Here is a 25,749-nt window from a genome sequence, read left to right on the forward strand (position 1 = left end):
TTCGCTGGCAAGCCAGCTCCCACAGGGGCTGCGCAGCGGCCCCTGGCTCAATCAACGGTCGAACATCAAGGGCAGTCCCTGGCACGGGTCGCGCACCTGGCCCTGGTGCCAGGCCAGTTGCCCCGACACCACCGTGGTACGTACCACATGGTGAAAAGCGCGCTGCTGGAACGGCGTCCAGCCGCAGCGCGCCAGGATCGGGTCGTCCGCCACAGCCCGTGGCCTGGCCAGACGCTCGACGATGGCGAAGTCTGCCCAGTACCCCTCGCGCAGAAAACCGCGTTCGCGAATGGCGAACAGCTCGGCCACCGCGTGGCTGGTCTTGGTCACCACCTGGGCCATGCTCAGCACTCCTTCGCTGACCAGTTCCAGCGCCGCCGGGAGGGCATGCTGCACCAGCGGCAGGCCTGACGGTGCGCGTGCATACACCCGCCGTTTCTCCTCCAGCGTATGCGGCGCGTGGTCGGTACCGATCACATCGATACGGTCACGGGCCAGGGCCTTGCGCAAGGCGTCACGGTCGGTGCCAGTCTTGATCGCCGGGTTGCACTTGATCAGATGGCCGAGGCTGGCGTAGTCGCTGTCGTCGAACAGCAAGTGGTGCAAGCACACCTCAGCAGTGATGCGCTTGCCGCTCACCGGGCCGGGCGTGAACAACGCCAGCTCGCGTACCGTGGTCAGATGCAGCACATGCAGGCGCGTGCCAAAACGCCGGGCCAGTTGCACGGCCAGGCTCGAGGAACGGTAGCAGGCATCGGCATCGCGGATCAGCGGGTGCGCGGCCGGGGGGATGAACTCGCCGTGGCGCGCCCGCCACCAAGCCTCGTTCTGCAGAATGCTCGGCGTGTGTTCGCAATGGGCCAGGACGATGGTCGGCGCATAGACGAAGAGTTTTTCCAGCACCTGCGGATCGTCCACCAGCATGTCGCCAGTGGACGCGCCCATGAACACCTTGATCCCGGCAACATCGCGCGGGTCGAGGGCGGCAATGGTGTCGAGGTTGTCGCGGCTAACGCCGAAATGAAAGCCATAGTTGGCCCGTGAGCCCGCCGCCGCCCGGCGCTTCTTGTCGGCCAGCGCCTCCAGGGTCAACGTGGGCGGGTTGGTGTTGGGCATGTCCATGAAACTGGTGATACCCCCGGCCACCGCTGCCCGCGACTCGCTGGCGATGCTGCCCTTGTGCGGCGCCCCCGGCTCGCGAAAGTGCACCTGGTCGTCGATCATCCCCGGCAGCAGCCAAGCTCCCTTGGCATCGATCTCCAGTGCCGCACGGGCGTTGTCGAGGCTGCCGGCGATCCGTTCTATGCGCCCATGGCGCACCAGCAGATCGGCTTCGAATTCACGCCCCTCATTGACCAGCCGCGCATTGCGCACCAATAGCGTATCCATGCTCAGAACTCATTCTGCAAGGCCTTGTAGCCCTGGACCAGGTCGATATTGGTGCGCGCCACGTCCTCGGAAAACTCCGAGGCCGACACGCTGACCGGCGGGTAGCGCTCCAGGTCGGTATGCGGACCGATGTGCTCGGTGGGCGGCACGTAAAAGCGTGGCGGCAAGTCGCGGCCGTCGACCACAGAATTGTGCCGCACCACGCTGCCATCACCGACCTTGCAGTTGAACAGCACGCTGTTGAAGCCGATGAACACCCGGTCGCCGACTTCGCACGGGCCGTGGACGATGGAGCGATGGGCGATCGAGCTGTACTGGCCGATGCGTACCGCCGCGCCGGACTTGGAGTGGATCACCACGCCATCCTGGATATTGGAATTGGCGCCGATGACGATCGGCTGCATGTCGCCGTCGGCGTCCACCTCGTCGGCGCGGATCACCGCGTAGGGGCCGACGAACACGTTGTCGTGGATGATCACCTTGCCGCAGATGATGGCGGTGTGGTCGATATAGGCCGATTCGGCGATTTGCGGGAGATGGCCGGAGGGGTTTCTGCGGATCACGATGAGGTCCTGCCTGGAGGAAGACTGCAAATGTTACGTTATAACAATTACATTGCAACACCTTCCCGCGTCGATCTGGCAAACTGCGTCTTCTTGCGCAGCGACGCCACGCCCATAGGTCTTGTCTCCACCATGCTTGTCCGCCTCACCCGCATCGAGGATGTTCCCTTGCTCCCGGCCCTGGAACGCTCCGCCGCCCAGGCATTCCGGCAATTGCCGCACCTCGCCTGGCTGGCCGACAGCGACGTGATGGATGAAACCCAGCACCTGGCATTCGTGAGCGAAGGTTGCAGCTGGGTCGCCGTGGATGATCAGGACCAGGCACTGGGCTTTCTCTGCGCCAGCGTTGCCGATGACGCCTTGCACATCCATGAGCTGTCCGTGCGGCAAGAGGCCCAGGGCCAAGGCCTGGGCCGGCGTCTGCTGGACCAGGCCTTTGATGCCGCCCGCCACAAGGGCCTGGCCTGGCTGACCCTGACCACCTTCGACGATGTCCCCTGGAATGCCCCGTTCTATCAGCGCTACGGCTTCGAACGTCTGGCGGTGCGACAGCTGGATCATCGCCTGCAGACGATCATCTCCAGCGAGCTGGCCCACGGCCTGACCGATCGCTGTGCCATGCGCTTGGCCATTACCTGCGGCCCCTAGACGCTGCCGATTTGACTTCGCATTGGCATCAGAACCGCTCCGCCACCATCTTGAACGGATACGGCTGCGCCTTGTACTTGCCGATCTTGCCGCGCTTGGGCAGCGTCACCTTGTGCTCCCGGCTGAGGTCCTTGTAAGGGATCTGCTGCAACAGGTGGCTGATGATATTCAGCCGCGCCTTGCGCTTGTCCTCGGAGCGCGCCATGTACCACGGCGACCAGGAAGTATCGGAGGCGGCAAACAGGTCGTCGCGGGCGCGGGTGTAGGCGTCCCAGCGGTTGTAGGACTTGACGTCCATCGGCGACAGCTTCCACAACTTGCGCCCGTCGCTGATGCGGTCCTGTAGCCGGCGGGTTTGTTCCTCGGCACTGACCTCGAGCCAGTACTTGATGAGGATGATCCCCGACTCGACCATCATCCGCTCGAACATCGGCACCACGGTGAGGAACTTGTGCGCCTGCTCTTCGGTGCAGAAGCCCATCACCCGCTCCACCCCGGCGCGGTTGTACCAGCTGCGGTCGAAGATCACCACCTCGCCGGCCGCCGGCAGGTGGGTCAGGTAGCGCTGGGCGTACATCTGGGTCTTCTCGCGCTCGGTGGGCGCCGGCAACGCCACCACGCGGAACACCCGCGGGCTGACGCGCTCGGTGATGGCCTTGATGGTGCCGCCCTTGCCCGCGCCGTCGCGGCCTTCGAAGACGATGCACACCTTCAGGCCCTTCTCCACCACCCACTGCTGGAGTTTGACCAGCTCCACATGCAGGCGCTTGAGTTCCGCCTCGTAGGTCTTGCGTCCAAGCTTCTCGTCGACCTCACCCTTGCGCTTGCCCTTGGCCATTGCCTGCTCCTCTCTGCCCGCTTCAGGTCGCCCCGACGGCGCCGGGGCGGAACCAGCAGAGTATGGCTGAACACCCACCATTTGCCGGTTGGCCGCCGGTCGTTGCCAGGAACAGGCTTTGCCAAACAGCGCACAGCACGGGCGATATGTCGTCGTGCCACGATTGCGGCCGCTCTGGCGCGCGGGTTCTAATCCTGCCCTGCGCTCCACCCAGCAATTGGCAATACAAGGAAGCCTTACGATGGACAGGAAGATCATACCGCTGGCGTTTCTGGCGACCCTGGTCGGCTGCTCGGACAACCAGCAGCCCCGTGAAGCCGACCTGCGCCAGGCTGCCCAAGCCTACCTCGACAGCCAGTACCCGCACTGTTTCGTGATCAGTGCCTTCCCCACCCGCACCCGTGACTTCGACGTCGAAGGAATCAACCAGGCCCTGCACGCCCTGGCCCAGGTCGGCGTGGTCAGCGAACGGGAAGTTGCCCGTACCGAAGTCCCTGAGCGCCTGTGGCAGCCGGCGCGCACCGACATCTACTACGCCTACGACCTCACCGACGAGGGCCGCCGCTACTACAAGGCCGATGCAGGGCGCAAGGCAAACGGCGCCAGCACCGGCGGGCTGTGCTTCGGCAAGGCCCAGGTCACCGCCATCAACAGCGTCGGCAAGCCTACCGAACATGATGGGCGCAAGCAGTCGCAGGTGAGCTACAGCTACCAGGTGAAGGAACTGCCGAGCTGGGCCAGCGACGCGGCGGTCCAGGCCGGCATCGCAGGCCTCGGCCAGGCAGCCGCCAGTGCCGCCAAGCCGCTGGAGGAAACCCGCGCCATGGTGCTCACGGAACAAGGTTGGGTCCACGAGCAACTGCTGGCCAACTGATCGCGGTGTTAATCCTGGGGAAATCCGCGCACGCCATCCTTGCCTCAACCCGGCCGCCTGGCGGCCGTTTTTAGGTCAATCGATGGAGACCCCAGTGATGAAAGCCCTAACCTGTGCACTCGCCCTGCTGGCAACGATCTCGGCCACCTCGGCCTTTGCCGAAGGCGGCGCCGACCGCCTCAAGGAACGCAGCGACCAATGGGCGCTGCAACGCCAGCAGGCCGAGCAGATCGCCAAGGGTGACGCCCAGTCACCCGCCCAGCAGCAAGCACAGCAGACCCAGGACAACGCCAACACACCCTCCAGCTGATAGGCCCCTTGGGCATTTTTGTTCAATACCCGCGCCGCGGCCTCGGGCAGGATAGCCGCACTATCCTCGCCACAAGGAAACGCCCGATGAGCCTGACACTGTCCATGGCGGCCTTCGCCCTCGCCGCCTCCATCTCCCCCGGCCCGGTCAACATCGTCGCCCTCGGCAGCGGCGCGCGCCATGGCCTGCGGGCCAGCATCGGGCATGCGGCCGGTGCCACCCTGGGTTTCTGCCTGCTGCTGGTGCTGGTCGGGCTGGGCGTGCATGAGCTGCTGCTGCGCTGGCCGTTGCTGGGGCAGCTGTTGCATTGGGGCGGGGTGTTGTTCCTGCTGTACATGGCATGGAAGCTGGCCAGCGACGACGGCGCGCTGGGCGCCGAGGATGGCCAGCGGGCGCCAAGCGCCTGGCACGGCGCGGCCATGCAGTGGCTGAGCCCCAAGGCCTGGCTGGCGGCCGTGGCTGGCATCGGCGCCTATACCGGCGGCGAGCAACAGCTGTTGTGGCTGTTCACCTGGATCTACGGGCCGATCTGTTTCGTCTCCGTGGCCAGTTGGGCCTGGGCCGGCAGCGTGATCCGCCAGTACCTGGCCGAGCCGTGGCGGATGCGTCTGCTCAATCGGGTGCTGGCGGGGTTGCTGGTGGCGAGCGCGGTGTACCTGATGGTATGAGGTTGACGGTTCGTGCCCTATCGCGGGGCAAGCCCGCTCCCACGTGCTATTCAGCCATTACGATAGTGCCCCGGCGTGGTCGCCAGGTGCCGCTTGAAAGCCCGCTGCAGATGCGCCTGGTCGGCAAAGCCGGCTTCCAGCGCCACCTCGGCGATGGCCCTGCCTGCGCGCAATTGCGCCCGGGCATGCTGCACCCGCTGGTCGAGCAGGTAGGCGTGCGGCGATAGCCCGAAGCGCTTGCCGAATACGCGGGTCAGGTAGGCCCGTGACAAACCTGCCGCAGCACAGATGTCCTCCAGGGTCAGCGGATCCAGACGGTGGGTGCGAATGAACGCGGCAGCCATTTCCAGGCGTGGATGCGCCTGTGGGTGACGCGCCGCGCCGCCCTCGAGATAACCTGGCAGCTCTGCGAAGAACGTCGCCAGCCGCTCGGCCTTGTCCAGCGCCTCGGTGTCGAGCAGCCCGGCGAACAGGTCGAGCAACCGCCCGTACAGCGCAGGTGACGTGCTCAATGTCGCTGCCGGCAGTTCGAACCCTCGGGCCTGCAACCACGGCAAATCAACGAACAGCATCAGGTAGGACCAAGGTTCGCCCAGGATGGGGTTGCAGGTGTGCACCACTCCTGGGTTCATGAGCACCGTGGTCCCCACGGCCACCTCATGCCGTGCATCACCGGTCAAGTAAGTGCTGCGCCCGCCGGTGATCACGCCGATGGAAAAGCTCGCGTGGGAATGCGCGGTGTAGCACACCTGGCGGCCATCCCCGACCAGACGGGCCTCGACGAAGGGCAATGCCGGATCACGCCAGAACCGCGAGACCTCGATCATCGCCCCGCCCTCACCCTTCGCCGCCCTGCACCACCACCAGCAACTGCGCCTGGCGCTCGCCGACCGAACGCAGGCGGTGCGGGGTCTGGGCATTGAAATGCAAGGCGTCGCCGGCCTCCAGCAGCACCCGCTCGCTCATGAAGTCGACCTCCACCTGCCCCTCGTGGACGAACAGGAACTCCTCGCCCTCATGTTCCTTGAAGGTCGGGTCGCTGAACTCGGTCGGCGGCTGGATCAGAAACGGCAACAGGCTGCGCTGGCCGACCTGCGAGGTCAGCACCGCATAGCCCGGCCCCTCGCCACCGCCCACCAGCGCCTGGCGCTCGCCGCGGCGCACCAGGCTGTAGCGCGCCTGGCCGTCATGCTCGCCGTCGAACAGTTCCTCGACATTGACGTTCAACGCCCGCGCCAGCTTCAGCGCCGCGGCGATCGACGGCGTGTTGAGGCCACGCTCGACCTTGGACAGATAGCTCTTGGTCATGCCGGACTTCTCGGCCAGCTGCTCAAGGGTGATGCCCAGTTTCTTTCTCAGCAGTTTCAGTCGGATAGACATGTGAAGCAGGTTTCCCGAACAAACGCACTTGCGCATGACACTTTGTGTCATATAGGATTATTTGTGTCATTTGATGGTTCGCCCCCTCACCGTCCAAAGCTCGGGGGCGAGCCAGCCCTGACATCCGTCATCACGCCACAGAGGAAAGATCCCCATGGCCAATACCCTTACCCTCAGCAAAGACCAGCTGGTGCAAAAGGCACTGACACAGATGCAAGGCTCGCTTGCCGATAATACGTGGACTGTGCGCGAAAAGCTGGCCCTGACCTGCCGAATTCTCTTCGATAACGGCCACGACTCGGGCCTGGCCGGACAGATCAGCGCCCGTGGCGCGCAACCGGGCACCTTCTACACCCAGCAACTGGGCCTGGGCTTCGACGAAATCACCGCCGGCAACCTGCTGCTGGTCAACGAAGACCTCGAAGTGCTGGAAGGCGAAGGCATGCCCAATCCGGCCAACCGTTTCCACAGCTGGGTGTACCGCGCCCGCCCCGACGTCAACTGCATCATCCACACCCACCCTACCCACGTCGCCGCGCTGTCGATGCTGGAAGTGCCGCTGCAGGTCTCACACATGGACCTGTGCCCGCTGTACGAAGACTGCGCATTCCTCGAAGCCTGGCCGGGCGTGCCGGTGGGTAACGAGGAAGGCGAGATCATCAGCGCCGCCCTGGGCGACAAGCGCGCCATCCTGCTCTCGCACCACGGCCAGCTGTCCACCGGCACCAGCATCGAGCAGGCCTGCGTCTACGCCCAGCTGATCGAGCGCGCCGCGCGCCTGCAACTGCTGGCGATGGCCGCCGGCACCATCAAGCCGATCGCCCCGGAGCTGGGCCGCGACGCCCACGACTGGATCGACCGGCCCAAGCGCCACGGCGCCGCCTTCAACTACTACGCCCGGCAGGCCCTGCGCAGCCACGCCGATTGCCTGAACTGATCCCTTTACGCCTTGCTTGCGGAGCCTTGCACAATGACTAATCAATTCCACGGCATCATCGGCTACACCATCACCCCGTTCAGCGCCGACGGCGAGCAGCTCGACCTGCCCGCGCTGGGCCAGTCCATCGACCGCCTGATCGCAGGCGGCGCCCACGCCATCGCCCCGCTGGGCAGCACCGGCGAAGGCGCTTATCTGAGCGACAGCGAATGGCAGCAGGTCGCCCAGTACAGCCTGGAGCGCATTGCCAAGCGCGTGCCGAGCATCGTCAGTGTCTCCGACCTGACCACCGGCGGCGCCGTGCGCCGCGCCCGCTTCGCCCAGCAGCACGGCGCCGACGCGGTAATGGTGCTGCCGGCCGCGTACTGGAAGCTCAGCGAAGCCGAGATCCTCCAGCACTACCGCGCCATCGGCGCGGCCATCGACATCCCGATCATGCTCTACAACAACCCGGCCACCAGCGGCACCGACATGCCGGTGGAACTGATCCTGCGCATCGTGCGCGAGGTGGACAACGTGACCATGGTCAAGGAGAGCACCGGCGACATCCAGCGCATGCACAAGCTGCAACTGCTCGGCGAGGGCCAGGTGCCGTTCTACAACGGCTGCAACCCGCTGGCGCTGGAAGCCTTCGTTGCCGGTGCCACGGGCTGGTGCACGGCGGCGGCCAACCTGATTCCCGAACTGAACCTGCGGCTGTACCAGGCGGTGCAGAGCGGTGAGCTGGAACAGGCCAAGGCGCTGTTCTACCGCCAGCTGCCGTTGCTCGATTTCATCCTCAAGGGCGGCTTGCCGGCGACCATCAAGGCTGGCCTTGAGATGACCGGGCTACCGGTAGGCGAACCGCGTCGGCCGGTGTTCGGGCTGGATGCCCGGGGCCGCGACCAGCTGAAGACGCTGCTCGACGCTTTGCGTCAGGACTGATGTAACCAACGCACCTGTGGGAGTACGCTTCCACAGGTCATTGCACACGCTTGAGAAGCCAACCCCAAACCCGGAGAATGCCCCAACCCAAACGACCAGAAGCCATGGAAAAGGACCTTTCCAGTGAACCAGAAACAACGCGACGCCCTCAGCAAGTTCCTCAGCTACGTACTGCGCCACGCCCCCGAATCTATCGACCTGTCCCTCGACCGCGACGGCTGGGCCGATGTCGATGCGCTGATCCACGGCGCCGGCCGGCAAGGTCATGCCTTCGACCTGCACGCCCTGCGTGAAGTGGTCGAGACCAATGACAAGCGCCGTTTCACCCTTTCCGACGATGGCCGCCGCATCCGCGCCGCCCAAGGCCACAGCAGCAACCAGGTCGAAGTGCGACACGTCGCCAAGGCGCCACCCGTCCTGCTCTATCACGGCACCGCCAGCCGCTTCCTGGCCTCCATCGAAACACAGGGCCTGATCCCAGGCAGCCGTCACCATGTGCACCTGAGCGAGGATCCGCAGACTGCGTTGACGGTGGGTAAGCGCTATGGCCAGCCGGTGCTGCTCACGGTCGATACCCAGGCCATGTGCGCAGCGGGAGCAGTGTTCTATCAAGCGGACAACGGTGTCTGGCTGGTAGACCAGGTGCCGCCGGTATATCTGTCATGCCAGGCAGAAGAATAAGCCTGCAAGGAGCGGCCTTGTGCCGCCCGACCAGTTTAAAGCGGGCCAAGCGTTTCGTTAGTAAAGTACCGCGTATCCTTATCCATCGCGGGCTCCATCCCGCCATAAAATACAGGTATCGAGAAACGACCTGCCAAGCCCGACGCATATGCATGCAACGAGTGCATGATATCGCTCAAGTCGTCAGCAGACGTGCTGTTGAAGGAGAGTTCAATATCGAGGCGATCTTCCCACTTGATGACTCGTAGCAGCACCAACGGCAGGCTCACCTTATTGGATACATTGAATTCCCAGAGCCGCAGGCTCAGACATACCGACTCACCACTACCGCGCAATCGCTGCGTCACTGCCTCCAGGCTCTCCCCTCCTTGAACCTCGGAGTCTGCCGACAGCGAAAGATCAGAATGCGTTTTCGCCGAAGCCACGATCACCTTGAGGACAGCTTGCAACGCCACATCCGGCACGTGTTCCAACATGACTTCGTACACGACAGTCCCTCTTTCGGCCTACGAGGAGTATTTGCAAAACATTCACTTCTTAAGAGATTCGCAAGCGCACCGAATGCAATGATCCACCTGCTCCGTGCTGAGATAATAATCGGGATCGCCGCGCAATAAATCCTCATTTTCTGTAAAAGCGTCAAGATTGCCGAACAATTCGTCCAGCACAAGATAGACATCCTCGGGCAACACCCGCGACTCATTCTTGAACCGCCCAAAAACACCTCAACAAACTAGCCCAAGGTACATTTGTCCGATAAATACTCTTCCATCAGACTAACATAAGGCAGCGCCACCTCACTCATACTCACTCCCTCTGCCAAGGTCCTCAAGTGCATATTTTAGGCCAAGACTTACCCCCTCGATTAAATGTCACTTGATGTACATTTGCACCGCACCCAACTCATTCTTCATCCCAAAAATTTCCCGGCGTTACATAAGCGCCGTCCTTTAGGACCTCACACCAACCAAAATACCGATGAAACATTTTCAGATAGGAAAAAGGGGACAGATTTATTTTCCATACTCTAATTTTGACGCCCCGGTTCCCAGCACGTGTTTTCCTCACAGACACCTTAAGCAACGGGCTTCAACGTCGTCTTGGCCATGCAAAGATAGAAATTAGAGTAGGAAAATAAATCTGTCCTCTTTTTCTGCCTTTTTCTGTTGCCCCCTTTTTCTGCAGGGCATCGACCGAAAGCTGACAGATTTAATTTCCATACTTTAACTTCAACGCGCTCCGCCTACGCCACTTCATGCTCTCACCAGTGATAACTGCGGAAAATAGAGTAGAAAAATATACTTACCCCTACTCTTTCGCTTATGTTTACTATTCTTTTATCTCTTCACCCCCAGCAAATGCTTAAACGGCCCCTTACCCAAGTCAAGCCCCATATCTAAAACCAGCAGAACAGCCTCTCTATACTCTTCATCGCTTATGGAAACATCATATTCACAGATATGATCACACAATATCTCAAAGGCTAGACCCTCTTCACTGTACGCGACATAGTCCAAGGCCCCTTGAAGAAGATCGGAGTTCAATCTACCTTCAAATTTTTTCCCAAACTTAATAATGCGATCCGCAAACATAAATCCTACTTAATTGCTTTGTAAGGTGGAATTGGCGCCTCATCAGAAAATGCAGTAACAACCTTTCCCGTAGCCGGCTGATATACAACTCGCACTCGCACGCCATCACGAGTTTCATAAGCAACCCATTTAGCAGCATCTCCTTTGGCGGTATAAACACCCCCGGTTCCAGTTTGCGCGTACCACTTAGTGTTCGGAGATGTCGTGATATCACCGACCGCGTCGATTATTTTATCTCCTGACCAACTTTCAGGGAAAACTGTCTTCCCTTCCTGTCCTGGCCACATATGTCCACCGCTGCCTGGGCCGCCGTGCCCTGCAGGTTCGGGTTGCCAAGGATGATCCCGCCCAGCTCAGTGCCCTGGGTGCGCCCGGTGGCGTTGTTGAGGATCAGCCCCTGCTGGCCGACGTTGTAGTCGCTGAACTGGTTGTGCGACAGGCCGCTGCCGTTGGGCGCGGCGATGTTGACGATGGGCACGCCGTTGCCTGCCTGGCCGAGGCTGGTGCCTGGTGCGCTGACCACCACGCCTTCGGCGGCCTGGGCCCACAGCGGCTGCCAGAACATGACGTTGGCCAGCAGGAACGCCAGGCCGCGCTTGGGCAGGCCGCAAAAGCGTTCACGTGGCTGAATTAGGGCCGAGCGTTGGCGGGCCAGGAAGGCGAATAGACGGACGTCCATGTGAAATCTCGTGGGTAAGGCGGGGATGAGTCGGGTGAGTCAGAGGAAGAAGTCGAGGCGGAAATACACCGGGCGTTCCTTTTCGGTCAGCACGTCGGGGCGTTCCAGGCTGTGGGCGAAGGTCACGCTGGCGGCCATGTGCTGGCCGCGGGCGAACAGCTCCAGCGAGTGGCTGCTGGCACGGCCGTGATACTCGCCGTTGTAGCGATCGTTGCGGATCACCCCGAGGTCGTAGCCCAGGCCCAGGCCATACTCGGCCACGAACGGCTGCAGCAGCGGCCAGTTAACCGGGCGGGTCCAGCGCAGGTCGTTGCGCCAGTAGCCACCGCTGTCGCCGGACAACGACTGGTCCTTCAGGCCGCGTACCGACGACAGCCCGCCAAGGCTGATGCGCTGAGGGCTGAACAGCACGTCTTCGCTGCGCTGGCCGGTGGCCAGGCTGGTGAAGCTCAGGCGCTCGCCGAACAGTTCGAAGCCCTGCACATAGCTGACCGTGGCGCTGTACTTGCGGTAGCGCGCCACCGGTTGGCCCGGACGCGGGTGGGCATTGTCCTGGGCATCGAAGGCGCCGATGCCTTCCTGAGTGCCCAGGTCGATGTTGACGAAGGCATTGCCCAGGCGGCGGCCGTGGTTGATGCCGAACTGCGCCTCGCTCAGGCGGTTACTGCTGCCCTCCAGGCGGCTGTCCTCGATGTAGTTGTTGGTGCGCAGGTGGGCCACACCGGCATTCAGCGAGGTCTTGCTGGTGGCATCGCGATGTACCACGCGCTCGGCGCGCAGCTGGTGGCTCTGGCTGTCGCCGGTCTGCTTGAAGGCAAAGCCGTTGGCCTGGGCCAGGGAGCGGTATTCGCTCTCGCTGTAGCTGTAGGTGAAGTTCCACCAGCCCCACGGCAGGTTGTAGAACAGCACGCCGTTCTTCGAGCCCTGGGTGTGATCACTGACCACATCGTGGCCACCACGCAGCATCAGCTGGTCGGCCAGCCCCAGCGGGCTGTCCCATTCCAGGCCGAGGTTGAGCATCTGCTCGCCGGTGCTGCGCTGGCCTTCGTTGTTACGCGACAGCGAGGCGCGCCAGGGTTTCTGCTGGGTGTTGCGCACCAGCACTTCGCTGCCGCCGACGGCCTTGCCAGGGGTCAGCTCCATCTGCGCCTTGTTCGACGGCAGACGGTTGAGCTGGTCGACCATCTGCTCGACTTCGCGCAGGTTCAGGCGCTGCTCGACTTCGCCGGGGAACACCATGGCCAGTTCGCGCTCGCTCAGGCCGCTGGCCGGGTCCGGGCGCAGCCCTTCCAGGCGCCCTTCCACCACCAGCACCTGCAGGTGGCCCGAGGACAGGTCCTGCTGCGGCAGGTAGGCGCGGCTGGTGACCAGGCCACGGCCCAAATAATGGTCGGTGATGGCCTTGAGCAAGGCATTGAGCTGGGTGACGCCCAGGCACTGGTCGATGAAGGGTTTGAGCAGGCTGTCGCGGTCAGCGGCGGACAGGTTGTCGGCGCCCTTGAGCTCGATGGTGTGGATATCGAAGCAGCGGGTGTCTTCGGGCCGTTGCTGCTGGGTAGGTTGTACGCTTTCGCCAGGCAGGTTGCGCAGGTCCTCGAGGCGCCGTTGCTGCTCTTCCAGCAGGCGGTTCTGGCGTTCGCGGATCAGGTCCTGGTCACCCGGTGAAACGGCCCAGGCCAACGGGCTGCACAATGTTGCAACAAATGCGAAGCGCGCATAATTGCGCGCTGAGTGAAGACGTACCGGCATACCTGTCCCTGGTGATCAACGCAAAGTGGCGCGCATAGTAAGTGGCCAGCATATTGACGTCAATTTGCCATCATTCAGCTTTTTCGGATATCCCGGTAGGAGGCTGCACAAGCGCCGATCCATGGCGCTTGTGCGCTCATCAGACTCCCTTCCAGGCAGGCGTCTGATGGATCTGCCTGATCAGGGCATTACAGGCGGGACATAGTGCAACGTGGTGCCCAGCGCCCACAGCAACACCAGCACCAGCGGCACATGCACCAGCAACTGCACGAACGAGAAGCCGATCAGGTCACGCGCCTTGAGCCCCAGCACCCCCAGCAGCGGCAGCATGTAGAACGGGTTGATCAGGTTCGGCAGCGCCTCGGCGGCGTTGTAGATCTGCACCGCCCAGCCCAGGTGGTATTGCAGGTCGTTGGCCACCAGCATCACGTACGGCGCCTCGATGATCCACTTGCCACCGCCGGACGGGATGAAGAAGCCGAGTACCGCCGAGTACACGCCCATCAGCAAGGCGTAGGTGTCATGGGTGGCGATCTGGGTGAAGAACAGCGAGATATGGTGAGCCAGGGTCTGGGCGTCCGCGCCCTTGACCTGGGTGAGAATGGCGGCGATCGAGCCGTACAGCGGGAACTGGATCAGCACCCCGGTGGTGGTCGGCACGGCGCGGGCCACGGCATCGAGGAAGCTGCGCGGGCGCCAGTGCAGCAAGGCACCGAGCATGATGAACAGCAGGTTGTAGGTGTTCAGCCCGGAAATCGCGGTGATCGCCGGCTTGGTGGCGAACTCCTGGTACAGCCAGCCGGCGGCCAGGGCCACCAGCAGCAGGATCAGGATCGGGCTGTATTCCAGCCATTCACCCGGGCGCGTGCGCTGGGGCGAAGGCGGTGCGCTGAAGCTCGGGTCCACTCCACAGTCCTGCGCGCTGCGGGCGCTGTTCGGGCCAGGCGCGGTGGCATAGGCGACGATCAGCGAGACGATCACCAGCGCGGCGAGCATCACCCCGGACTGCCAGAGGAAGATGGTCTCGGTGAACGGGATCACCCCGGTGATCGACAGGATCGACGGCGGCAGGCTGGCCGGGTTGGCCTGCAACTGCGCGGCCGACGACGACAGGCCCAGCGCCCACACCGCGCCCAGGCCCAGGTAGGCGGCGGCGCCGGCGGCGCGGTAGTCCATCTTCAGGTCGGTGCGGCGCGCCAGGGCGCGCACCAGCAGGCCGCCGAACACCAGCGACAGGCCCCAGTTGAGCAAAGAGGCGAGCATCGAGATCAGCGCCACCCAGCACACCGCCGAGCGGCCGTTTTTCGGTAGCCGCGCCAGGCGGTCGATCAGCCGGGCGGCAGGTGGCGAACTGGCCACCACATAGCCGCCGATGACCACGAAGGCCATCTGCATGGTGAACGGGATAAGGCTCCAGAAGCCGTCACCGAAAGCCTTGGCGGTGTCGGTGGGCTTGCCGCCCATGGCCAGGGCGCCGAGGGCCACCAGCATCACGGCCAGGGCGGCGAACACCCAGGAATCGGGGAACCAGCGTTCGGCCCAGTTGGAACAGCGCAGGGCAAAGCGGGCGGAGCGGCTGTCTTGGATATCAGCGGCCACGATGTTTTCCTTTTTCTGATTTTTATAGGACTGAAACGGCGTCGCCCCATCGCGGGGCAAGCCCGCTCCCACGAAGGATGCGTGGTCCTTAGGCTTTGTACGAAAAGTGCCTGCGCGACGATCATGCTGCGTTGAAAACAGGCTCGGAATGCTCATTGACAACCAGTCAAGTCGGGCGCGACCCCGGCCGTTCCTCGCCTGTTTTCGCCTTGCCTGATCGCCGCTCGGCGACTTTTCGTACAAACCCTAGTGGGAGCGGGCTTGCCCCGCGATGGGGCGCTTGCAACGGTGCTGCTTAGAAGGTCATTTCCTGCACGTCGTCCGGCACGATCAGCTTGCCGGCAGTCTTCGCGACGATTTCCTCGACACTCACGCCCGGCGCGGTCTCGCGCAGGATGAAGGCGCCGTTTTCGATCTCCAGGTAGGCCAGGTCGGTCAGCACCTTGCGGATGCAGCCGGCACCGGTCAGCGGCAGGCTGCACTTGGGAAGCAGCTTGGACTCGCCGTCCTTGGAGGCATGGGTCATGGTGACGATGATGTTGTCGGCGCCGGCCACCAGGTCCATGGCGCCGCCCATGCCCTTGACCAGCTTGCCGGGGATCATCCACGAGGCGATATTGCCTTCCACGTCCACCTCGAAGGCGCCGAGCACGGTGAGGTCGACATGGCCGCCACGGATCATGGCGAAGGATTGCGCCGAATCGAAGATCGACGCGCCACGGCGGGCGGTAACGGTCTGCTTGCCGGCGTTGATCATGTCGGCGTCGATGGTGGCTTCGGTGGGAAACTCGCCCATGCCCAGCAGGCCGTTCTCCGACTGCAGCATCACTTCCATGCCGTCGGGCACGTAGTTGGCCACCAGGGTGGGGATGCCGATGCCGAGATTGACGTAGTAGCCGTCCTTGAGTTCACGGGCGACGCGTTGCGCCATTTGTTCGCGGGTCAATGCCATGGTCAGGATCTCTTTGTTGTTCTTGAGGGCGGCGCTCAGGCCTTGACGGTGCGCTTTTCGATGCGCTTCTCGAAGGTGCCGACGATGACCCGGTCGACATAGATGCCCGGGGTGTGGATCTCGCTGGGCAGCAGCACGCCGGGCTCGACGATCTCTTCGACCTCGACCACGGTGATCTTGCCGGCGGTGGCGGCCAGCGGGTTGAAGTTCTGCGCGGTGTTGCGGTACACCACGTTGCCGTAGTGGTCGGCCTTCCAGCCTTTGACGATGGCGAAGTCGCCGGTGATGGACGCTTCGAGGATGTACTTGCGGCCGTTGAACTCGCGTACTTCCTTGCCTTCGGCAACCGGGGTGCCGTAGCCGGTGGCGGTGAAGAAGGCCGGGATGCCGGCGCCGCCGGCGCGCATCTTCTCGGCCAGGGTGCCTTGCGGGGTAAGCTCCACTTCCAGTTCGCCGCTGAGCAGTTGGCGCTCGAACTCGGCGTTCTCGCCAACGTAGGAGGCGATCATCTTGCGGATCTGCCGGTCCTCGAGCAGCACGCCGAGGCCGAAGCCGTCGACGCCGCAGTTGTTGGAGACCACGGTCAGGCCCTTGACGCCAAGGCGCTTGATTTCGGCGATGAGGTTCTCGGGGATGCCGCACAGGCCAAAGCCGCCGGCCAGCACGGTCATGTCGTCGGTCAGGCCCGCCAGGGCCTCTTCATAAGTTGCTACACGCTTGTCCAGTCCGGCCATGCTCAGTCGCCTTTTGTAGTTGTTGGAACCGTACGGTCATCTTCACTGTAGTCGACTGATTTGTTAATTTTGTTTTCGTCATCGATTGATAACTTTTCCAAAACAAAGGGTCAGCCCCTCATGAACGTCAAGCAGCTGCGTGCCTTCGTTACCGTGGCCAAGTACCAGAGCTTCGCCCAGGCCGGCGAGCACCTGCACGTGTCGCAACCGGCCTTGAGCCTGACCATCAAGGCCCTGGAGGACAACCTCGGCGGCGCCCTGCTCACCCGCACCACCCGCAGCGTCAGCCTGACCCCCGAGGGCGAGGTACTGCTGCCCCTGGCCAGGCGCCTGCTCGCCGACTGGGACGATACCGAGGAGATGCTGCGCCAGCGCTTCACCCTGCAACTGGGTCGGGTGTCGGTGGCGGCCATGCCGGCCTTCGCCGGCAACCTGCTGCCACGGTCGCTGAAGGTGTTTCGCCAACGCTACCCCAAGGTCAATGTCACCGTGCACGACGTGATCAACGAGCAGGTGCTGGAACTGGTGCGCCATCGCCGCGTCGAACTGGGCATCGGCTTCGAGCCGGAAAGCAGCGAGGCGCTGCGCTTCCACCCGCTGTACATGGACCGCTTCGTCGCCGTGGTGCCGGCCGACTCGCCCCTTGCCCAACAGCCCCAGGTGCGCTGGCAGGAGCTGCTGGCCGAGGACTTCATCGCCCTGCAGCGGCCATCGGCGGTGCGCCTGCTGCTCGAGCAGCACCTGGCCGCCAACCATGGCAAGCTGGCGGTGGCCTTCGAGAGCCATCAGCTGTCGACCATCGGCCGCATGGTTGCCAGTGGCCTGGGGGTCAGCGCGGTGCCGGCGCTGTGCATCGAGCAGATGCAGGAGCTCGGCGCCCGTTGCGTGCCGCTGGTCGATCCCACCGTGGAGCGGCGCATCGGTGTGATCGCCCTGGGTGATCACAAGCTGTCCAAGGCCGCCGAGGCGCTGCTCGATGTACTGCTGACCCATACCCACCCACAGGAGGTGACATGCGTTACGTGAATCTGGCGGGCTCCCGCGTTCCGGCCATCGGCCAGGGCACCTGGTACATGGGCGAGGACCCGGGCCGCAGGGCCGCCGAGGTGGCGGCCCTGCAACAAGGCATCGACCTGGGCCTTGGCCTTATCGACACGGCGGAAATGTACGCCGAGGGCGGCGCCGAGCAGGTGGTCGGCCAGGCCATCGCCGGGCGCCGCGACCAGGTGTTCCTGGTCAGCAAGGTCTATCCGCACAATGCCAGCCGACGCGGTGTACCGGCCGCCTGCGAGCGCAGCCTCCAGCGCCTGGGCACCGACTGCATCGACCTGTACCTGCTGCACTGGCGCGGTCAGTACCCGCTGGACGAAACGGTGCAAGCCTTCGAGCGGCTGATCGAGCAGGGCAAGATTCGCCGCTGGGGCGTGTCCAATTTCGACCTCGACGACTTGCGCGAACTGGATAACAGCGCCTGCGCCACCAACCAGGTGCTGTACAACCCGGCCGAACGTGGTATCGAGTTCGACCTGCTGCCGTGGAGCCGCGAGCAGGGCTTGCCGACCATGGCCTACTGCCCGTTGGCCCAGGCCGGGCGCTTGCTGCGACACCCGGTGATGGCGCAGATCGCCGAACGCCATGGCGCCACGCCGGCACAAGTGAGCCTGGCCTGGGTCACGCGCAATGATGGGGTGATCGCGATCCCCAAGGCGGTGGATCCGCAGCATGTGCGCTTGAATGCGGCGGCGGCCGACCTGGTGCTTGCCGAAGAGGACCTGCAAGCCATCGAGCAGGCGTTCCCGGCGCCGACACGCAAGCAGCGACTGGCGATGGTCTGAGGCTTAATGAAAGTCCCGGCTGCGCACATCAAGCCCCTGCAACAGCGGGCTGATGTCTTCCAGGCGCCGGGCGATCAGGTGCCGCACCCCGCTCTCCTGCTCCAGCCGCCCGCTCACCTTGAGCAACTTCGAACCTACCAGCTCTCGCCGTTGGCGCTCGGCCAGGTCGCGCCAGACCACCACGTTGACCATGCCATGCTCGTCCTCGAGGGTGACGAAGGTCACGCCACTGGCGGTCTGTGGTCGCTGGCGCCCGACCACGATGCCGGCGACGGCGATGCTGTCGCCATGCTCGACCCCTGCCAGCTCCCTTGAACTGCGACACCCCAGCGCGCGCAAGCGTGTCCGTAGCAGGGTCAGGGGATGCGGCCCGAGGGTGGTGCCCAGGGTGTCGTAGTCGGCGACCAGGTCTTCGGCAATGCTTGGTGCAGGCAAGGCAACCGCCTGTTCAAGTGTCGATCCGACTTCGGCGAACAACGGCAGTTGCGCCTGCACCGCCGCCACCTGCCAGCGCGCCTGGTGGCGGTCGCCAGCCAGCCCGCGCAATGCCCCGGCGTCGGCCAGGCGCGCCCGGGCCCGGCCATCAAGCCCGGCGCGCAGGCACAAGTCCTCGACATCCCGCCAGGGGCGCTGCGCCCTCGCCTGCTCCAGGCGCCGGGCATCGTCTTCGCTGAAGCCGCGGATCTGGCGCAGGCCCAGGCGGATGGCCAGTTCGTTCTCGCCCAGTGCCTCCAAGGTGCAATCCCACTCGCTATGGAACACATCCACCGGGCGCACCTCTATGCCCTGGCGGCGCGCCTCCTGCAGCAACTGGTCGGGGCTGTAGAAGCCCATCGGCCAGCTGTTGACCAGCGCACAGATGAAGATCGCCGGCTCATGGCACTTGAGCCAACTGCTGGCGTAGCACAAAAGGGCAAAGCTGGCGGCGTGGGACTCGGGGAAGCCGTAGCTGCCGAAGCCCTTGATCTGCTCGAAGATACGCTCGGCAAAGGCCCGTTCGTAGCCATTGCGCAGCATGCCCGCGATCAGCCGCTCGCGGTGCGGTTCCAGGCCGCCATGGCGCTTCCAGGCGGCCATGCTGCGGCGCAGCTGGTCGGCCTCGCCGGGGCTGTAGTCGGCGGCGACCATGGCCAGTTCCATCACCTGCTCCTGGAACAGCGGCACGCCCAGGGTACGCTCGAAAACGGCCTTGAGTTTTTCCGATGGGTAGGTGACCGGCTCCTGCTCGAGCCTGCGGCGCAGGTAGGGGTGGACCATGTCGCCCTGGATCGGCCCGGGCCGCACGATGGCCACCTCGATCACCAGGTCATAGAACTTCACCGGCTTGAGCCGGGGCAGCATGGCCATCTGCGCCCGCGACTCGATCTGGAACACGCCCATGGTCTCGGCGCGGCCGATCATGGCGTAGGTGGCCGGGTCTTCCTTGGGCAGGGTCGCCAGCGTGTACTCGCGCCCCCGGTGCCGGGCGATCAGGTCGAAGCAGCGGCGCAGCGCGCTGAGCATGCCCAGCGCCAGCACGTCGACCTTGAGCAGGCCGACCATGTCCAGGTCGTCCTTGTCCCACTGGATCACCGTGCGCTCGGCCATCGCCGCGTTCTCCACCGGTACCAGCTGGTCCAGCGGCTGCTCGGAGATGACGAAGCCTCCCGGGTGTTGCGACAAGTGCCGGGGAAAGCCGATCAGCTCCCCCGCCAGCACCAGGATGCGCCGCAGCGACGGGCTGTGCGCATCGAACCCGGCCTCAGCCAGGCGAGCGGCATCCGGGATGCGATCGCTCCAGCGCCCGCAGCACTTGGCCAGGGCGTCCACCTGGTCGGGCGGCAGGCCGAGCACCCGCGCCACGTCGCGCACCGCGCCGGCGGCGTGGTAGCTGCTGACCACCGCGGTGAGCGCCGCCCGGTGCCGGCCGTAGCGCTGGAACACGTACTGGATCACCTCTTCACGGCGCTCGTGCTCGAAATCCACGTCGATGTCCGGCGGCTCGTTGCGCTCGCGGGAAAGGAAGCGCTCGAACAGCAGGCGGTGTTCCATGGGATCGAGCTCGGTGATGCCGAGGACGAAGCACACCACCGAGTTGGCCGCCGAGCCGCGCCCCTGGCAGAGGATGCGCTGGCGGCGGGCGAAGGCGACGATGTCGTGGACGGTGAGGAAGTAACTCTCGTAGCCCAGTTCCTCGATCAGCGCCAGCTCCCGCTCCAGCACCGCGTGGACCTGGTCGCTCGGGCCCTGGGGCCAGCGCTCCGGCAACCCTCGCCGGCACAGCTCGCGCAGCCAGCTGGCCGGGGTCTGCCCCTCGGGCACCAGTTCCCGTGGGTACTGGTAGTTCAGCTGGGACAGATCAAAGGTGCAGCGCTCGGCAACCTGCAGGGTCTGCGCCAGCAGATCGTCGGGGTACAGCTCGTGCAACTGGTGGAGCGACCTCAGGTGACGCTCGCCATTGGCGAACAGAAAGCGCCCCGCCTCGGCGACCGCGCAATGTTCGCGGATGGCGGTCATGCAGTCCTGCAGCGCCCGCCGTCCGCGCACGTGCATGTGCACATCGCCGCAGGCCACCAGCGGAAGATCGAGCCGCGCCCCCAGCGCGCGCAGGTGGGCCAGGCGCTGGGCGTCATCGGCCCCGCGATGCAGGTGCAGCGCCAGCCACAGACGCCCGTCGAACAGGGGCTGCAACCAGGCCCCGGCGCTGTCATCCGGCTCGGCTACCCACAGCGCCAGCAAGCCCTGGTGATGGGCCTGGAGGTCCTCGACGAGCAACTGGTAGCTGCCCTTCTGCGAACGCCGCCGGGCGCGGGTGATCAAGGCGCAGAGGTTTTGGTAGCCAGCAAGGTCCTGTGCCAGCAGGACCAGCTTCGGTCCCTGGTGCACCCGCACCTCGCTGCCGACGATCAACCGCACCTGATGCTGCTTTGCCGCCTGCCAGGCCCGGACGATACCCGCCAGGGTACATTCGTCGGTGATCGCCAGGGCCTGGTAACCCTGCTCGCGGGCGCGGCGGAACAGCTCGTCGGCACTGGAGGCGCCACGCTGGAAGCTGAAGTTCGACAGGCAGTGCAGCTCGGCGTAGCCCGGGGCGCTCATGCGAACCAGCCTTGCAGCCACAACGGCCCCGGGGCCGCGAGGTCGCGGAAGGCCCAGCCGCGCAGGCCATCACGGGTTTCGATGCGGTAGTAGTCGCGCCGCACATCACCACCGTCCCACCAGCCGGACTCGATGCGCTCGGCCTGTCCGAGCAGTTGCAGGCCGGTCTCGGACAACGCCTGAGGCACCGGCAGCAACCAACCGGGGCGCCGACCAGGGGCCATCACCAAATGGCCCTGCCCACCCTGCTCCACCCCTTGCCAGGCACACTCGGGGCGATGATCGGCCTCGGCGCGCAAGCCCTTGACCGCATCATCGCCCAGCCGCGCGCGCAGGCGCTCGCGCAGCTGGTCCCAAGGCTGGGCCTGCTGCGCACGCGGGTCGAACAGCGCCTGGTGCTGGGGCACGAACGGTGGCAGGTCGGCAGCCAGCAGCCGCAGGTTGCGCACCGGCGCCGGGATGCGCAGCGGCTCCAGGCGGCCACGGGCAAGCTCGAACAAGAGCGAGGCGTCGCGTTCGGCAGCCAACAGGCCGACCTTGAGCACGGTGTCCGCGCCTTCGGCATGCTCCAGGTGCAGTTCGAAACGCTGCACGCCACAGTCACGCCCGGCGAGAAATGCCGCCAGGTCGTGAATGAGACGACGCAGGGGGAACAGCAGGGCCTGGTGTGATTCGACGTCGAAGTTCAGCTCCAGCCGCGCCTCGAAACGGTCGGGAGGCTGGTAGAAATCCAGCCCCAGGCTACGCAGACCAAGCAGTTGGTCCAGGTGCAACTGCACCTGGGCGCTGAAGCGCCTGGCCAAGGCATCACGGGGCAGCGCCAGCACCTGCCCGAGGCGGCGCAGGCCCATGCGGATGAAGGCTTCGGCTGCCTCACTGGGCAGGCCGACACGCTCGACGGGCATGTCGAGCAAGGCGGCGCGGGTCGCCTGCGGGCAGCTCAGCGCCAGGCCATCATGGCCGTTGGCGAGCATTCTCGCCGCCACCGGGTTGCTAGCCAGCACGATGCGCTGGCGCAAGCCGAGTGCCGCCAGTTCCTGGCGCAGGCGCGCCTCGAACGACGGCCACGGGCCGAACAGCTGCAGACTCGAGCCTACCTCCAGCAGCAGCGCACGGGGATAGTGCAGGCTGACCTGGGCGCTGAAACGGTAGGCCCAGGCCGCGAGCAGCTGCTGCAACTGCTCGATACGCGCCGGCTCGACCTCGACACAGGTGAAACCGTCGGCCAGGGCGCGGGCGGCGGTCAGGGCCTGCCCGGCGCGCAAGCCCAGCGCACTGGCCGCCGGGTTGACCGCCCGCAGCACGCGGCGCTGGGGCGGCCCGCCGAGCAGCACCAGCGGCGCCTCGGGGTCGTCACGTTCGCGCAGGACAGTGTCCAGCGCCAGCTGGGGTAACAGGATGCAGGCCCAGAGCATGGTGCATCACCCCTGCCCAGGGCAGGCGATGGGTGCGGCAGGTGGCAGGCCACCCCGGCACTTGAGCACGCGCCATTGTGCCGGGCGCAGGTCGAGGGCGATGCGCAGGGCGGCAGGCGATGGGTTCAGCGCGGCCTGCCGCGGACGACAGGCGAATGCCAGCGCGTTGCCGGTTTCCGCGGCCACTTGCAAACGCCGCAGCGCCCGATCATCGGCACGCTCCGGCCAACACAACACCGCCGCGCAACTGCCCGAGCGCAGGCACTGCTCGGCTGCCCACAGGGCATCGCCGGCCTCGGCGTCAACCTGCACCAGCCAGCGCAGGTCCACCCCGGCGGCCTGCCAGGCCGGCGCATAAGGGATGAACGGCGGCGCCACCAGCACCACCCTCTGCCCTTCCCCGCTCAGCCGGGCGAGCGTGGGCCAGAGCAACTGCAACTCACCGCAGCCGGGGCTGGCCAGCAGCAGCTCGCTGAGCGACGCCGCCGGCCAACCGCCTTCCGGCAGCCGACCATCGAGGGCGGCATGCCCGGTGGGCTGCAGGCCCTGCGGACGCGCCTGGGCCTGCCGCCCGCGCCATACCTGGCGCTGGTCGAGCAGCCGGTCGAGCTCGACCACCGCGCCCATCAGTCACGCCTCAGCAAGCCGCAGAACACGCCTTCAATGAAGAACTCGCGCTCGGGGCTCACGTCGATGGGGGCATAGGCGGGGTTGCGCGGCAGCAGGCGATAGCCGTCGCGGGTGCGCTGCAGGCGCTTGATGGTCACCTCGCCGTCGAGCCGGGCGACCACGATCTGCCCGTCGCGCGCCTCGCCCTGCTGGCGAATGCCGACCAGGTCGCCATCGAAGATGCCGTCGTCGACCATCGAGTCGCCGCGCACCTTGAGCAGGTAGTCGGGAGTACGCCGGAACAGGCTGGGGTCGAGCAGCACCTGCTCGTGGATATCGAGGTCGGGTCCGATCGGCGCACCGGCGGCAACCTGGCCGAGCACCGGCACTTCGAGGATCTCGGGCCGACGCAACGGCTCGGCCAGGCGGATACCCCGCGCCTGGTTGGGCGTGACGTCGATAAAGCCGCCCTGGCTCAGGGCGGTGATGTGCTTGCGCGCCACGCTGCGCGAGGCGAAACCGAAGCGCTCGGCGATGTCGGCCAGCGACGGCGGCTGACCTTGATCGGTGATGCGCTCGCGGATGAATTCGAGGATGGCGCGGCGTTTGGGGGATAGATTGTCCATGGAGTACATTTGTACTCCTTTCTGAGAAAACTGAACAGACCCCTTCGTCGCCGGCCTTCCTCGCCCAGGCTCAGTAACGAATGGACAAGGCGATCGCCTCGTTTGGCGTCTGGTGTTTCTCCAGTAACGCGAGTACGTCCTTCTTCAGTTGCGTCTGCTTGTCGATCAGCGGCAGGTCGCGGAACTTGTAGTCCAGGTCGGCATAGCTTTCCGAGACACCGGCATTGAGGTGGTTCTTGCCGAAGGTGTGCACGATGTGCTTGGACTTCCAGATGTCGTACTGGCTGAACACCTGGTCCGCTGGCAAGTGCTTGGCGACCGCGAACGGCAGCCGGGTCAGCAGGCAATAGTTCATCTTGTATTTGTGGAACTGGTAGTGCTCCAGGGAGTGGACGAACGACACGTACCAGATATAGGTGGCGATCACTTCGATGTTGAAGGCCTTGTCATTGGCCTGGCACGGCAGGTTGACATAGCGGCACAGCTCGGCGACCCAGTTGTTGATATAGGGCTCGGAGCCGTCGCGCAGCAGGTCGTCGTAACTGGCCGTGACGAACTTCAGCACCGCCGCATAGTAGTCGCGGTACTGGGCGTTGAGTGCGTGCTGGCCATTGAGGTACTGGTCGAACGGGATGGCGAACTTGATCTCGAATTTCTGGGTCAGCGCCTGGTCTTCGGTGTCGCGCTTGTTGTACATGTTCAGGGCGTTTTCATAACCGACTTTGTAGAAGGTCTGCGCCGAGTAGTAGCCGATGCAGCTGTAGAGGAACTTGTCGGCGATACCGGTGGTTTCGCGCAACGAAAGCGGCGACTCCTTGAACTGGTGGTTGAGCATCAGGATATAGGCGGTGTGCGGGTCCATCAGCTTGTGGAAGTTGGAATCCTTGGGCACCAGGTTGAACAGGAACGCCGCGCCCATTTCGGCGAAGAACAGGTGGTGGTGCAGGTGCGCGCCGAGGATGAAGAACACCATGGTGTTCGACATGAAGTACACCTTGGCCAGGTCCCAGTGCGGCTCGCCCGGGCCGACGCTGAAGCCGTCGCGCAGGGTGATGCGCATGCTGTCGGTGGCGAAGTCCTGGGCGATGGAAATGCTGGCCACGTCGAACACCGAGCTGGACAGGCGGATCTCGCGGGTGAAATCACGCATGTCGAAGGTCGACACGCCATCGACCGTCTGCAGGTAGTGGGTGATCTGCGACGACATCAGGAAGACTTTCAGGTCCTCGTCGGAAATCGCCGTCGGTTGCGGGAACTGGCCCAGCGGTACTTTGTAGTAGTCGCGGTTGGCCTTGATGATCGACTGGATGTAGTTGTGGTAGACCTTGTCTTTTCTCCAGCGATAGACCAGTTCGGCGGGCAGTTTCTTGGGGATGTAGCCCATGTGGTAGTCAGTGCCCGGGATCGGCGTGCTCTCCATCGAGATGGAATCGCGGTTGTAGTGGCGATAGCCGAAGTAGCGAGGCAGCAGCCATTTCAGCTGCACCCACTTCCAGGCCAGGAAGCTGGCGCTGAGGTTGATCGCGTACAACGACAGCAGCAACGGTACGAACTTTACGTAATACAGGCCGATGTACACATGCTTCAATGGCTCGGCGCGGGTCTTGCTCATCAACAGGATCACCGGGCTGGCGGTGATGAAAAACGCCAGCAGGATAACTTCCAACAT

25 protein-coding genes and 2 pseudogenes are annotated in these 25,749 nt (G+C 64.5%); 9 read left to right on the plus strand and 18 right to left on the minus strand.

The annotated features are described in order from the left end of the window. Positions 1-51: 51 nt before the first annotated feature. Positions 52-1,389 (minus strand): dihydroorotase, encoded by a 1,338-nt coding sequence (locus tag KHO27_RS10045; protein ID WP_214501715.1) that lies wholly within the window; start codon positions 1,387-1,389, stop codon positions 52-54. Between the two features lie 2 nt (positions 1,390-1,391). After that, entirely contained in the window at positions 1,392-1,952 is a 561-nt protein-coding gene (locus KHO27_RS10050) for a gamma carbonic anhydrase family protein (protein ID WP_102684245.1), read from the minus strand. A gap of 132 nt (positions 1,953-2,084) precedes the next feature. On the opposite strand from KHO27_RS10050, the gene KHO27_RS10055 reads away from it, so the two are divergent. After that, positions 2,085-2,600: a GNAT family N-acetyltransferase gene (locus KHO27_RS10055; RefSeq protein ID WP_110701317.1), complete on the plus strand. Its 516-nt coding sequence runs from the start codon at positions 2,085-2,087 to the stop codon at positions 2,598-2,600. 28 nt (positions 2,601-2,628) lie between these two features. Here the strand turns inward: KHO27_RS10055 and ppk2 are convergent, their stop codons facing one another. Further along, positions 2,629-3,438 (minus strand): polyphosphate kinase 2, encoded by an 810-nt coding sequence (gene ppk2 / locus KHO27_RS10060; protein ID WP_214501716.1) that lies wholly within the window; start codon positions 3,436-3,438, stop codon positions 2,629-2,631. A gap of 241 nt (positions 3,439-3,679) precedes the next feature. On the opposite strand from ppk2, the gene KHO27_RS10065 reads away from it, so the two are divergent. The 3 genes from KHO27_RS10065 (at position 3,680) to KHO27_RS10075 (ending at position 5,290) form a co-directional block, all read left to right on the plus strand. Continuing rightward, on the plus strand, positions 3,680-4,312 hold the full coding sequence (locus KHO27_RS10065) for an SEN1982 family lipoprotein (protein ID WP_214501717.1): 633 nt from the start codon (positions 3,680-3,682) through the stop codon (positions 4,310-4,312). Between the two features lie 97 nt (positions 4,313-4,409). Further along, a complete protein-coding gene (locus KHO27_RS10070; RefSeq protein ID WP_214501718.1) occupies positions 4,410-4,622 on the plus strand; it encodes a hypothetical protein in 213 nt (70 codons plus the stop codon). An 86-nt stretch (positions 4,623-4,708) separates the two neighbouring features. Beyond that, the gene (locus tag KHO27_RS10075) at positions 4,709-5,290 is read left to right on the plus strand and encodes a LysE family translocator (RefSeq protein WP_111532784.1); all 582 of its coding nucleotides are present in this window, start codon (positions 4,709-4,711) and stop codon (positions 5,288-5,290) included. A gap of 50 nt (positions 5,291-5,340) precedes the next feature. Here the strand turns inward: KHO27_RS10075 and KHO27_RS10080 are convergent, their stop codons facing one another. After that, positions 5,341-6,117 carry a helix-turn-helix transcriptional regulator gene (locus KHO27_RS10080; protein WP_110701325.1) on the minus strand — a complete coding sequence of 259 codons (777 nt, stop codon included), beginning with the start codon at positions 6,115-6,117 and terminating at the stop codon, positions 5,341-5,343. Between the two features lie 10 nt (positions 6,118-6,127). After that, on the minus strand, positions 6,128-6,670 hold the full coding sequence (locus tag KHO27_RS10085) for a helix-turn-helix domain-containing protein (protein WP_038706211.1): 543 nt from the start codon (positions 6,668-6,670) through the stop codon (positions 6,128-6,130). 154 nt (positions 6,671-6,824) lie between these two features. Between KHO27_RS10085 and KHO27_RS10090 the strand changes: the two genes are divergently transcribed. From KHO27_RS10090 to KHO27_RS10100, 3 genes are all read left to right on the plus strand, one after another. Then, entirely contained in the window at positions 6,825-7,607 is a 783-nt protein-coding gene (locus tag KHO27_RS10090) for an aldolase (protein ID WP_110701327.1), read from the plus strand. A gap of 33 nt (positions 7,608-7,640) precedes the next feature. Next, a complete protein-coding gene (locus KHO27_RS10095; protein ID WP_214501719.1) occupies positions 7,641-8,531 on the plus strand; it encodes a dihydrodipicolinate synthase family protein in 891 nt (296 codons plus the stop codon). Between the two features lie 123 nt (positions 8,532-8,654). After that, entirely contained in the window at positions 8,655-9,212 is a 558-nt protein-coding gene (locus tag KHO27_RS10100) for an RNA 2'-phosphotransferase (RefSeq protein WP_214501720.1), read from the plus strand. Positions 9,213-9,247: 35 nt separating this feature from the next. Here the strand turns inward: KHO27_RS10100 and KHO27_RS10105 are convergent, their stop codons facing one another. The 8 genes and pseudogenes from KHO27_RS10105 to KHO27_RS10140 form a co-directional block, all read right to left on the minus strand. Beyond that, on the minus strand, positions 9,248-9,700 hold the full coding sequence (locus tag KHO27_RS10105; protein ID WP_111532780.1) for a Cdi1I family immunity protein: 453 nt from the start codon (positions 9,698-9,700) through the stop codon (positions 9,248-9,250). Between the two features lie 849 nt (positions 9,701-10,549). Then, positions 10,550-10,804, minus strand: coding sequence for a MafI family immunity protein (locus KHO27_RS10110; RefSeq protein ID WP_214501721.1), 255 nt, complete (start codon positions 10,802-10,804; stop codon positions 10,550-10,552). A gap of 5 nt (positions 10,805-10,809) precedes the next feature. Continuing rightward, a pseudogene (locus KHO27_RS26385) lies at positions 10,810-11,109 on the minus strand (EndoU domain-containing protein); the annotation flags it as partial. After that, positions 11,102-11,483: pseudogene (locus tag KHO27_RS10120) on the minus strand (two-partner secretion domain-containing protein); the annotation flags it as partial. The pseudogenes KHO27_RS10120 and KHO27_RS26385, both read right to left, overlap by 8 nt. A 39-nt stretch (positions 11,484-11,522) precedes the next feature. After that, positions 11,523-13,232 (minus strand): ShlB/FhaC/HecB family hemolysin secretion/activation protein, encoded by a 1,710-nt coding sequence (locus KHO27_RS10125; protein ID WP_214501723.1) that lies wholly within the window; start codon positions 13,230-13,232, stop codon positions 11,523-11,525. A gap of 180 nt (positions 13,233-13,412) precedes the next feature. Further along, positions 13,413-14,831: a short-chain fatty acid transporter gene (locus tag KHO27_RS10130; protein ID WP_110701344.1), complete on the minus strand. Its 1,419-nt coding sequence runs from the start codon at positions 14,829-14,831 to the stop codon at positions 13,413-13,415. A 295-nt stretch (positions 14,832-15,126) separates the two neighbouring features. Next, positions 15,127-15,783: a CoA transferase subunit B gene (locus KHO27_RS10135; RefSeq protein WP_110701346.1), complete on the minus strand. Its 657-nt coding sequence runs from the start codon at positions 15,781-15,783 to the stop codon at positions 15,127-15,129. A gap of 35 nt (positions 15,784-15,818) precedes the next feature. After that, the gene (locus KHO27_RS10140; RefSeq protein ID WP_110701348.1) at positions 15,819-16,517 is read right to left on the minus strand and encodes a CoA transferase subunit A; all 699 of its coding nucleotides are present in this window, start codon (positions 16,515-16,517) and stop codon (positions 15,819-15,821) included. A gap of 120 nt (positions 16,518-16,637) precedes the next feature. Here KHO27_RS10140 and KHO27_RS10145 point away from each other — a divergent pair, with 120 nt between their 5' ends. Beyond that, a complete protein-coding gene (locus KHO27_RS10145) occupies positions 16,638-17,543 on the plus strand; it encodes a LysR family transcriptional regulator (RefSeq protein WP_038706217.1) in 906 nt (301 codons plus the stop codon). Next, positions 17,531-18,352 (plus strand): aldo/keto reductase, encoded by an 822-nt coding sequence (locus tag KHO27_RS10150; protein ID WP_214501724.1) that lies wholly within the window; start codon positions 17,531-17,533, stop codon positions 18,350-18,352. The genes KHO27_RS10145 and KHO27_RS10150 overlap by 13 nt, the downstream gene beginning before the upstream one ends. A 3-nt stretch (positions 18,353-18,355) precedes the next feature. On the opposite strand, the gene KHO27_RS10155 is transcribed toward KHO27_RS10150, so the two are convergent. The 5 genes from KHO27_RS10155 to KHO27_RS10175 all read right to left on the minus strand — a co-directional run bounded on the left by KHO27_RS10155 (position 18,356) and on the right by KHO27_RS10175 (position 25,749). Continuing rightward, positions 18,356-21,430 (minus strand): error-prone DNA polymerase, encoded by a 3,075-nt coding sequence (locus tag KHO27_RS10155; RefSeq protein WP_214501725.1) that lies wholly within the window; start codon positions 21,428-21,430, stop codon positions 18,356-18,358. After that, the gene (locus tag KHO27_RS10160; RefSeq protein WP_111532773.1) at positions 21,427-22,845 is read right to left on the minus strand and encodes a Y-family DNA polymerase; all 1,419 of its coding nucleotides are present in this window, start codon (positions 22,843-22,845) and stop codon (positions 21,427-21,429) included. Before KHO27_RS10160 ends, KHO27_RS10155 begins: the two co-directional genes overlap by 4 nt. A 6-nt stretch (positions 22,846-22,851) precedes the next feature. Further along, positions 22,852-23,472 (minus strand): translesion DNA synthesis-associated protein ImuA, encoded by a 621-nt coding sequence (gene imuA, locus KHO27_RS10165; protein WP_094012626.1) that lies wholly within the window; start codon positions 23,470-23,472, stop codon positions 22,852-22,854. After that, complete coding sequence (lexA, locus tag KHO27_RS10170) at positions 23,472-24,080, minus strand: transcriptional repressor LexA (RefSeq protein WP_102685457.1); 609 nt, start codon at positions 24,078-24,080, stop codon at positions 23,472-23,474. The genes imuA and lexA overlap by 1 nt, the downstream gene beginning before the upstream one ends. Before the next feature lie 70 nt (positions 24,081-24,150). After that, on the minus strand, positions 24,151-25,749 hold the full coding sequence (locus KHO27_RS10175; RefSeq protein ID WP_111532772.1) for a hypothetical protein: 1,599 nt from the start codon (positions 25,747-25,749) through the stop codon (positions 24,151-24,153).

The organism is Pseudomonas sp. RC3H12 (genome assembly GCF_018596375.1).
Classification (GTDB): Bacteria; Pseudomonadota; Gammaproteobacteria; order Pseudomonadales; family Pseudomonadaceae; genus Aquipseudomonas.

Bases quoted from the DNA above. Each gene is read 5' to 3' on its own strand.
- KHO27_RS10045 (WP_214501715.1), bottom strand. From the start codon at position 1,389: ATGGATACGCTATTGGTGCGCAATGCGCGGCTGGTCAATGAGGGGCGT.
- KHO27_RS10055 (WP_110701317.1), top strand. From the start codon at position 2,085: ATGCTTGTCCGCCTCACCCGCATCGAGGATGTTCCCTTGCTCCCGGCC.
- ppk2 (WP_214501716.1), bottom strand. From the start codon at position 3,438: ATGGCCAAGGGCAAGCGCAAGGGTGAGGTCGACGAGAAGCTTGGACGC.
- KHO27_RS10065 (WP_214501717.1), top strand. From the start codon at position 3,680: ATGGACAGGAAGATCATACCGCTGGCGTTTCTGGCGACCCTGGTCGGC.
- KHO27_RS10070 (WP_214501718.1), top strand. From the start codon at position 4,410: ATGAAAGCCCTAACCTGTGCACTCGCCCTGCTGGCAACGATCTCGGCC.
- KHO27_RS10075 (WP_111532784.1), top strand. From the start codon at position 4,709: ATGAGCCTGACACTGTCCATGGCGGCCTTCGCCCTCGCCGCCTCCATC.
- KHO27_RS10080 (WP_110701325.1), bottom strand. From the start codon at position 6,117: ATGATCGAGGTCTCGCGGTTCTGGCGTGATCCGGCATTGCCCTTCGTC.
- KHO27_RS10085 (WP_038706211.1), bottom strand. From the start codon at position 6,670: ATGTCTATCCGACTGAAACTGCTGAGAAAGAAACTGGGCATCACCCTT.
- KHO27_RS10090 (WP_110701327.1), top strand. From the start codon at position 6,825: ATGGCCAATACCCTTACCCTCAGCAAAGACCAGCTGGTGCAAAAGGCA.
- KHO27_RS10095 (WP_214501719.1), top strand. From the start codon at position 7,641: ATGACTAATCAATTCCACGGCATCATCGGCTACACCATCACCCCGTTC.
- KHO27_RS10110 (WP_214501721.1), bottom strand. From the start codon at position 10,804: ATGTTTGCGGATCGCATTATTAAGTTTGGGAAAAAATTTGAAGGTAGA.
- KHO27_RS10125 (WP_214501723.1), bottom strand. From the start codon at position 13,232: ATGCCGGTACGTCTTCACTCAGCGCGCAATTATGCGCGCTTCGCATTT.
- KHO27_RS10135 (WP_110701346.1), bottom strand. From the start codon at position 15,783: ATGGCATTGACCCGCGAACAAATGGCGCAACGCGTCGCCCGTGAACTC.
- KHO27_RS10140 (WP_110701348.1), bottom strand. From the start codon at position 16,517: ATGGCCGGACTGGACAAGCGTGTAGCAACTTATGAAGAGGCCCTGGCG.
- KHO27_RS10145 (WP_038706217.1), top strand. From the start codon at position 16,638: ATGAACGTCAAGCAGCTGCGTGCCTTCGTTACCGTGGCCAAGTACCAG.
- KHO27_RS10150 (WP_214501724.1), top strand. From the start codon at position 17,531: ATGCGTTACGTGAATCTGGCGGGCTCCCGCGTTCCGGCCATCGGCCAG.
- KHO27_RS10155 (WP_214501725.1), bottom strand. From the start codon at position 21,430: ATGAGCGCCCCGGGCTACGCCGAGCTGCACTGCCTGTCGAACTTCAGC.
- KHO27_RS10160 (WP_111532773.1), bottom strand. From the start codon at position 22,845: ATGCTCTGGGCCTGCATCCTGTTACCCCAGCTGGCGCTGGACACTGTC.
- imuA (WP_094012626.1), bottom strand. From the start codon at position 23,472: ATGGGCGCGGTGGTCGAGCTCGACCGGCTGCTCGACCAGCGCCAGGTA.
- lexA (WP_102685457.1), bottom strand. From the start codon at position 24,080: ATGGACAATCTATCCCCCAAACGCCGCGCCATCCTCGAATTCATCCGC.
- KHO27_RS10175 (WP_111532772.1), bottom strand. From the start codon at position 25,749: ATGTTGGAAGTTATCCTGCTGGCGTTTTTCATCACCGCCAGCCCGGTG.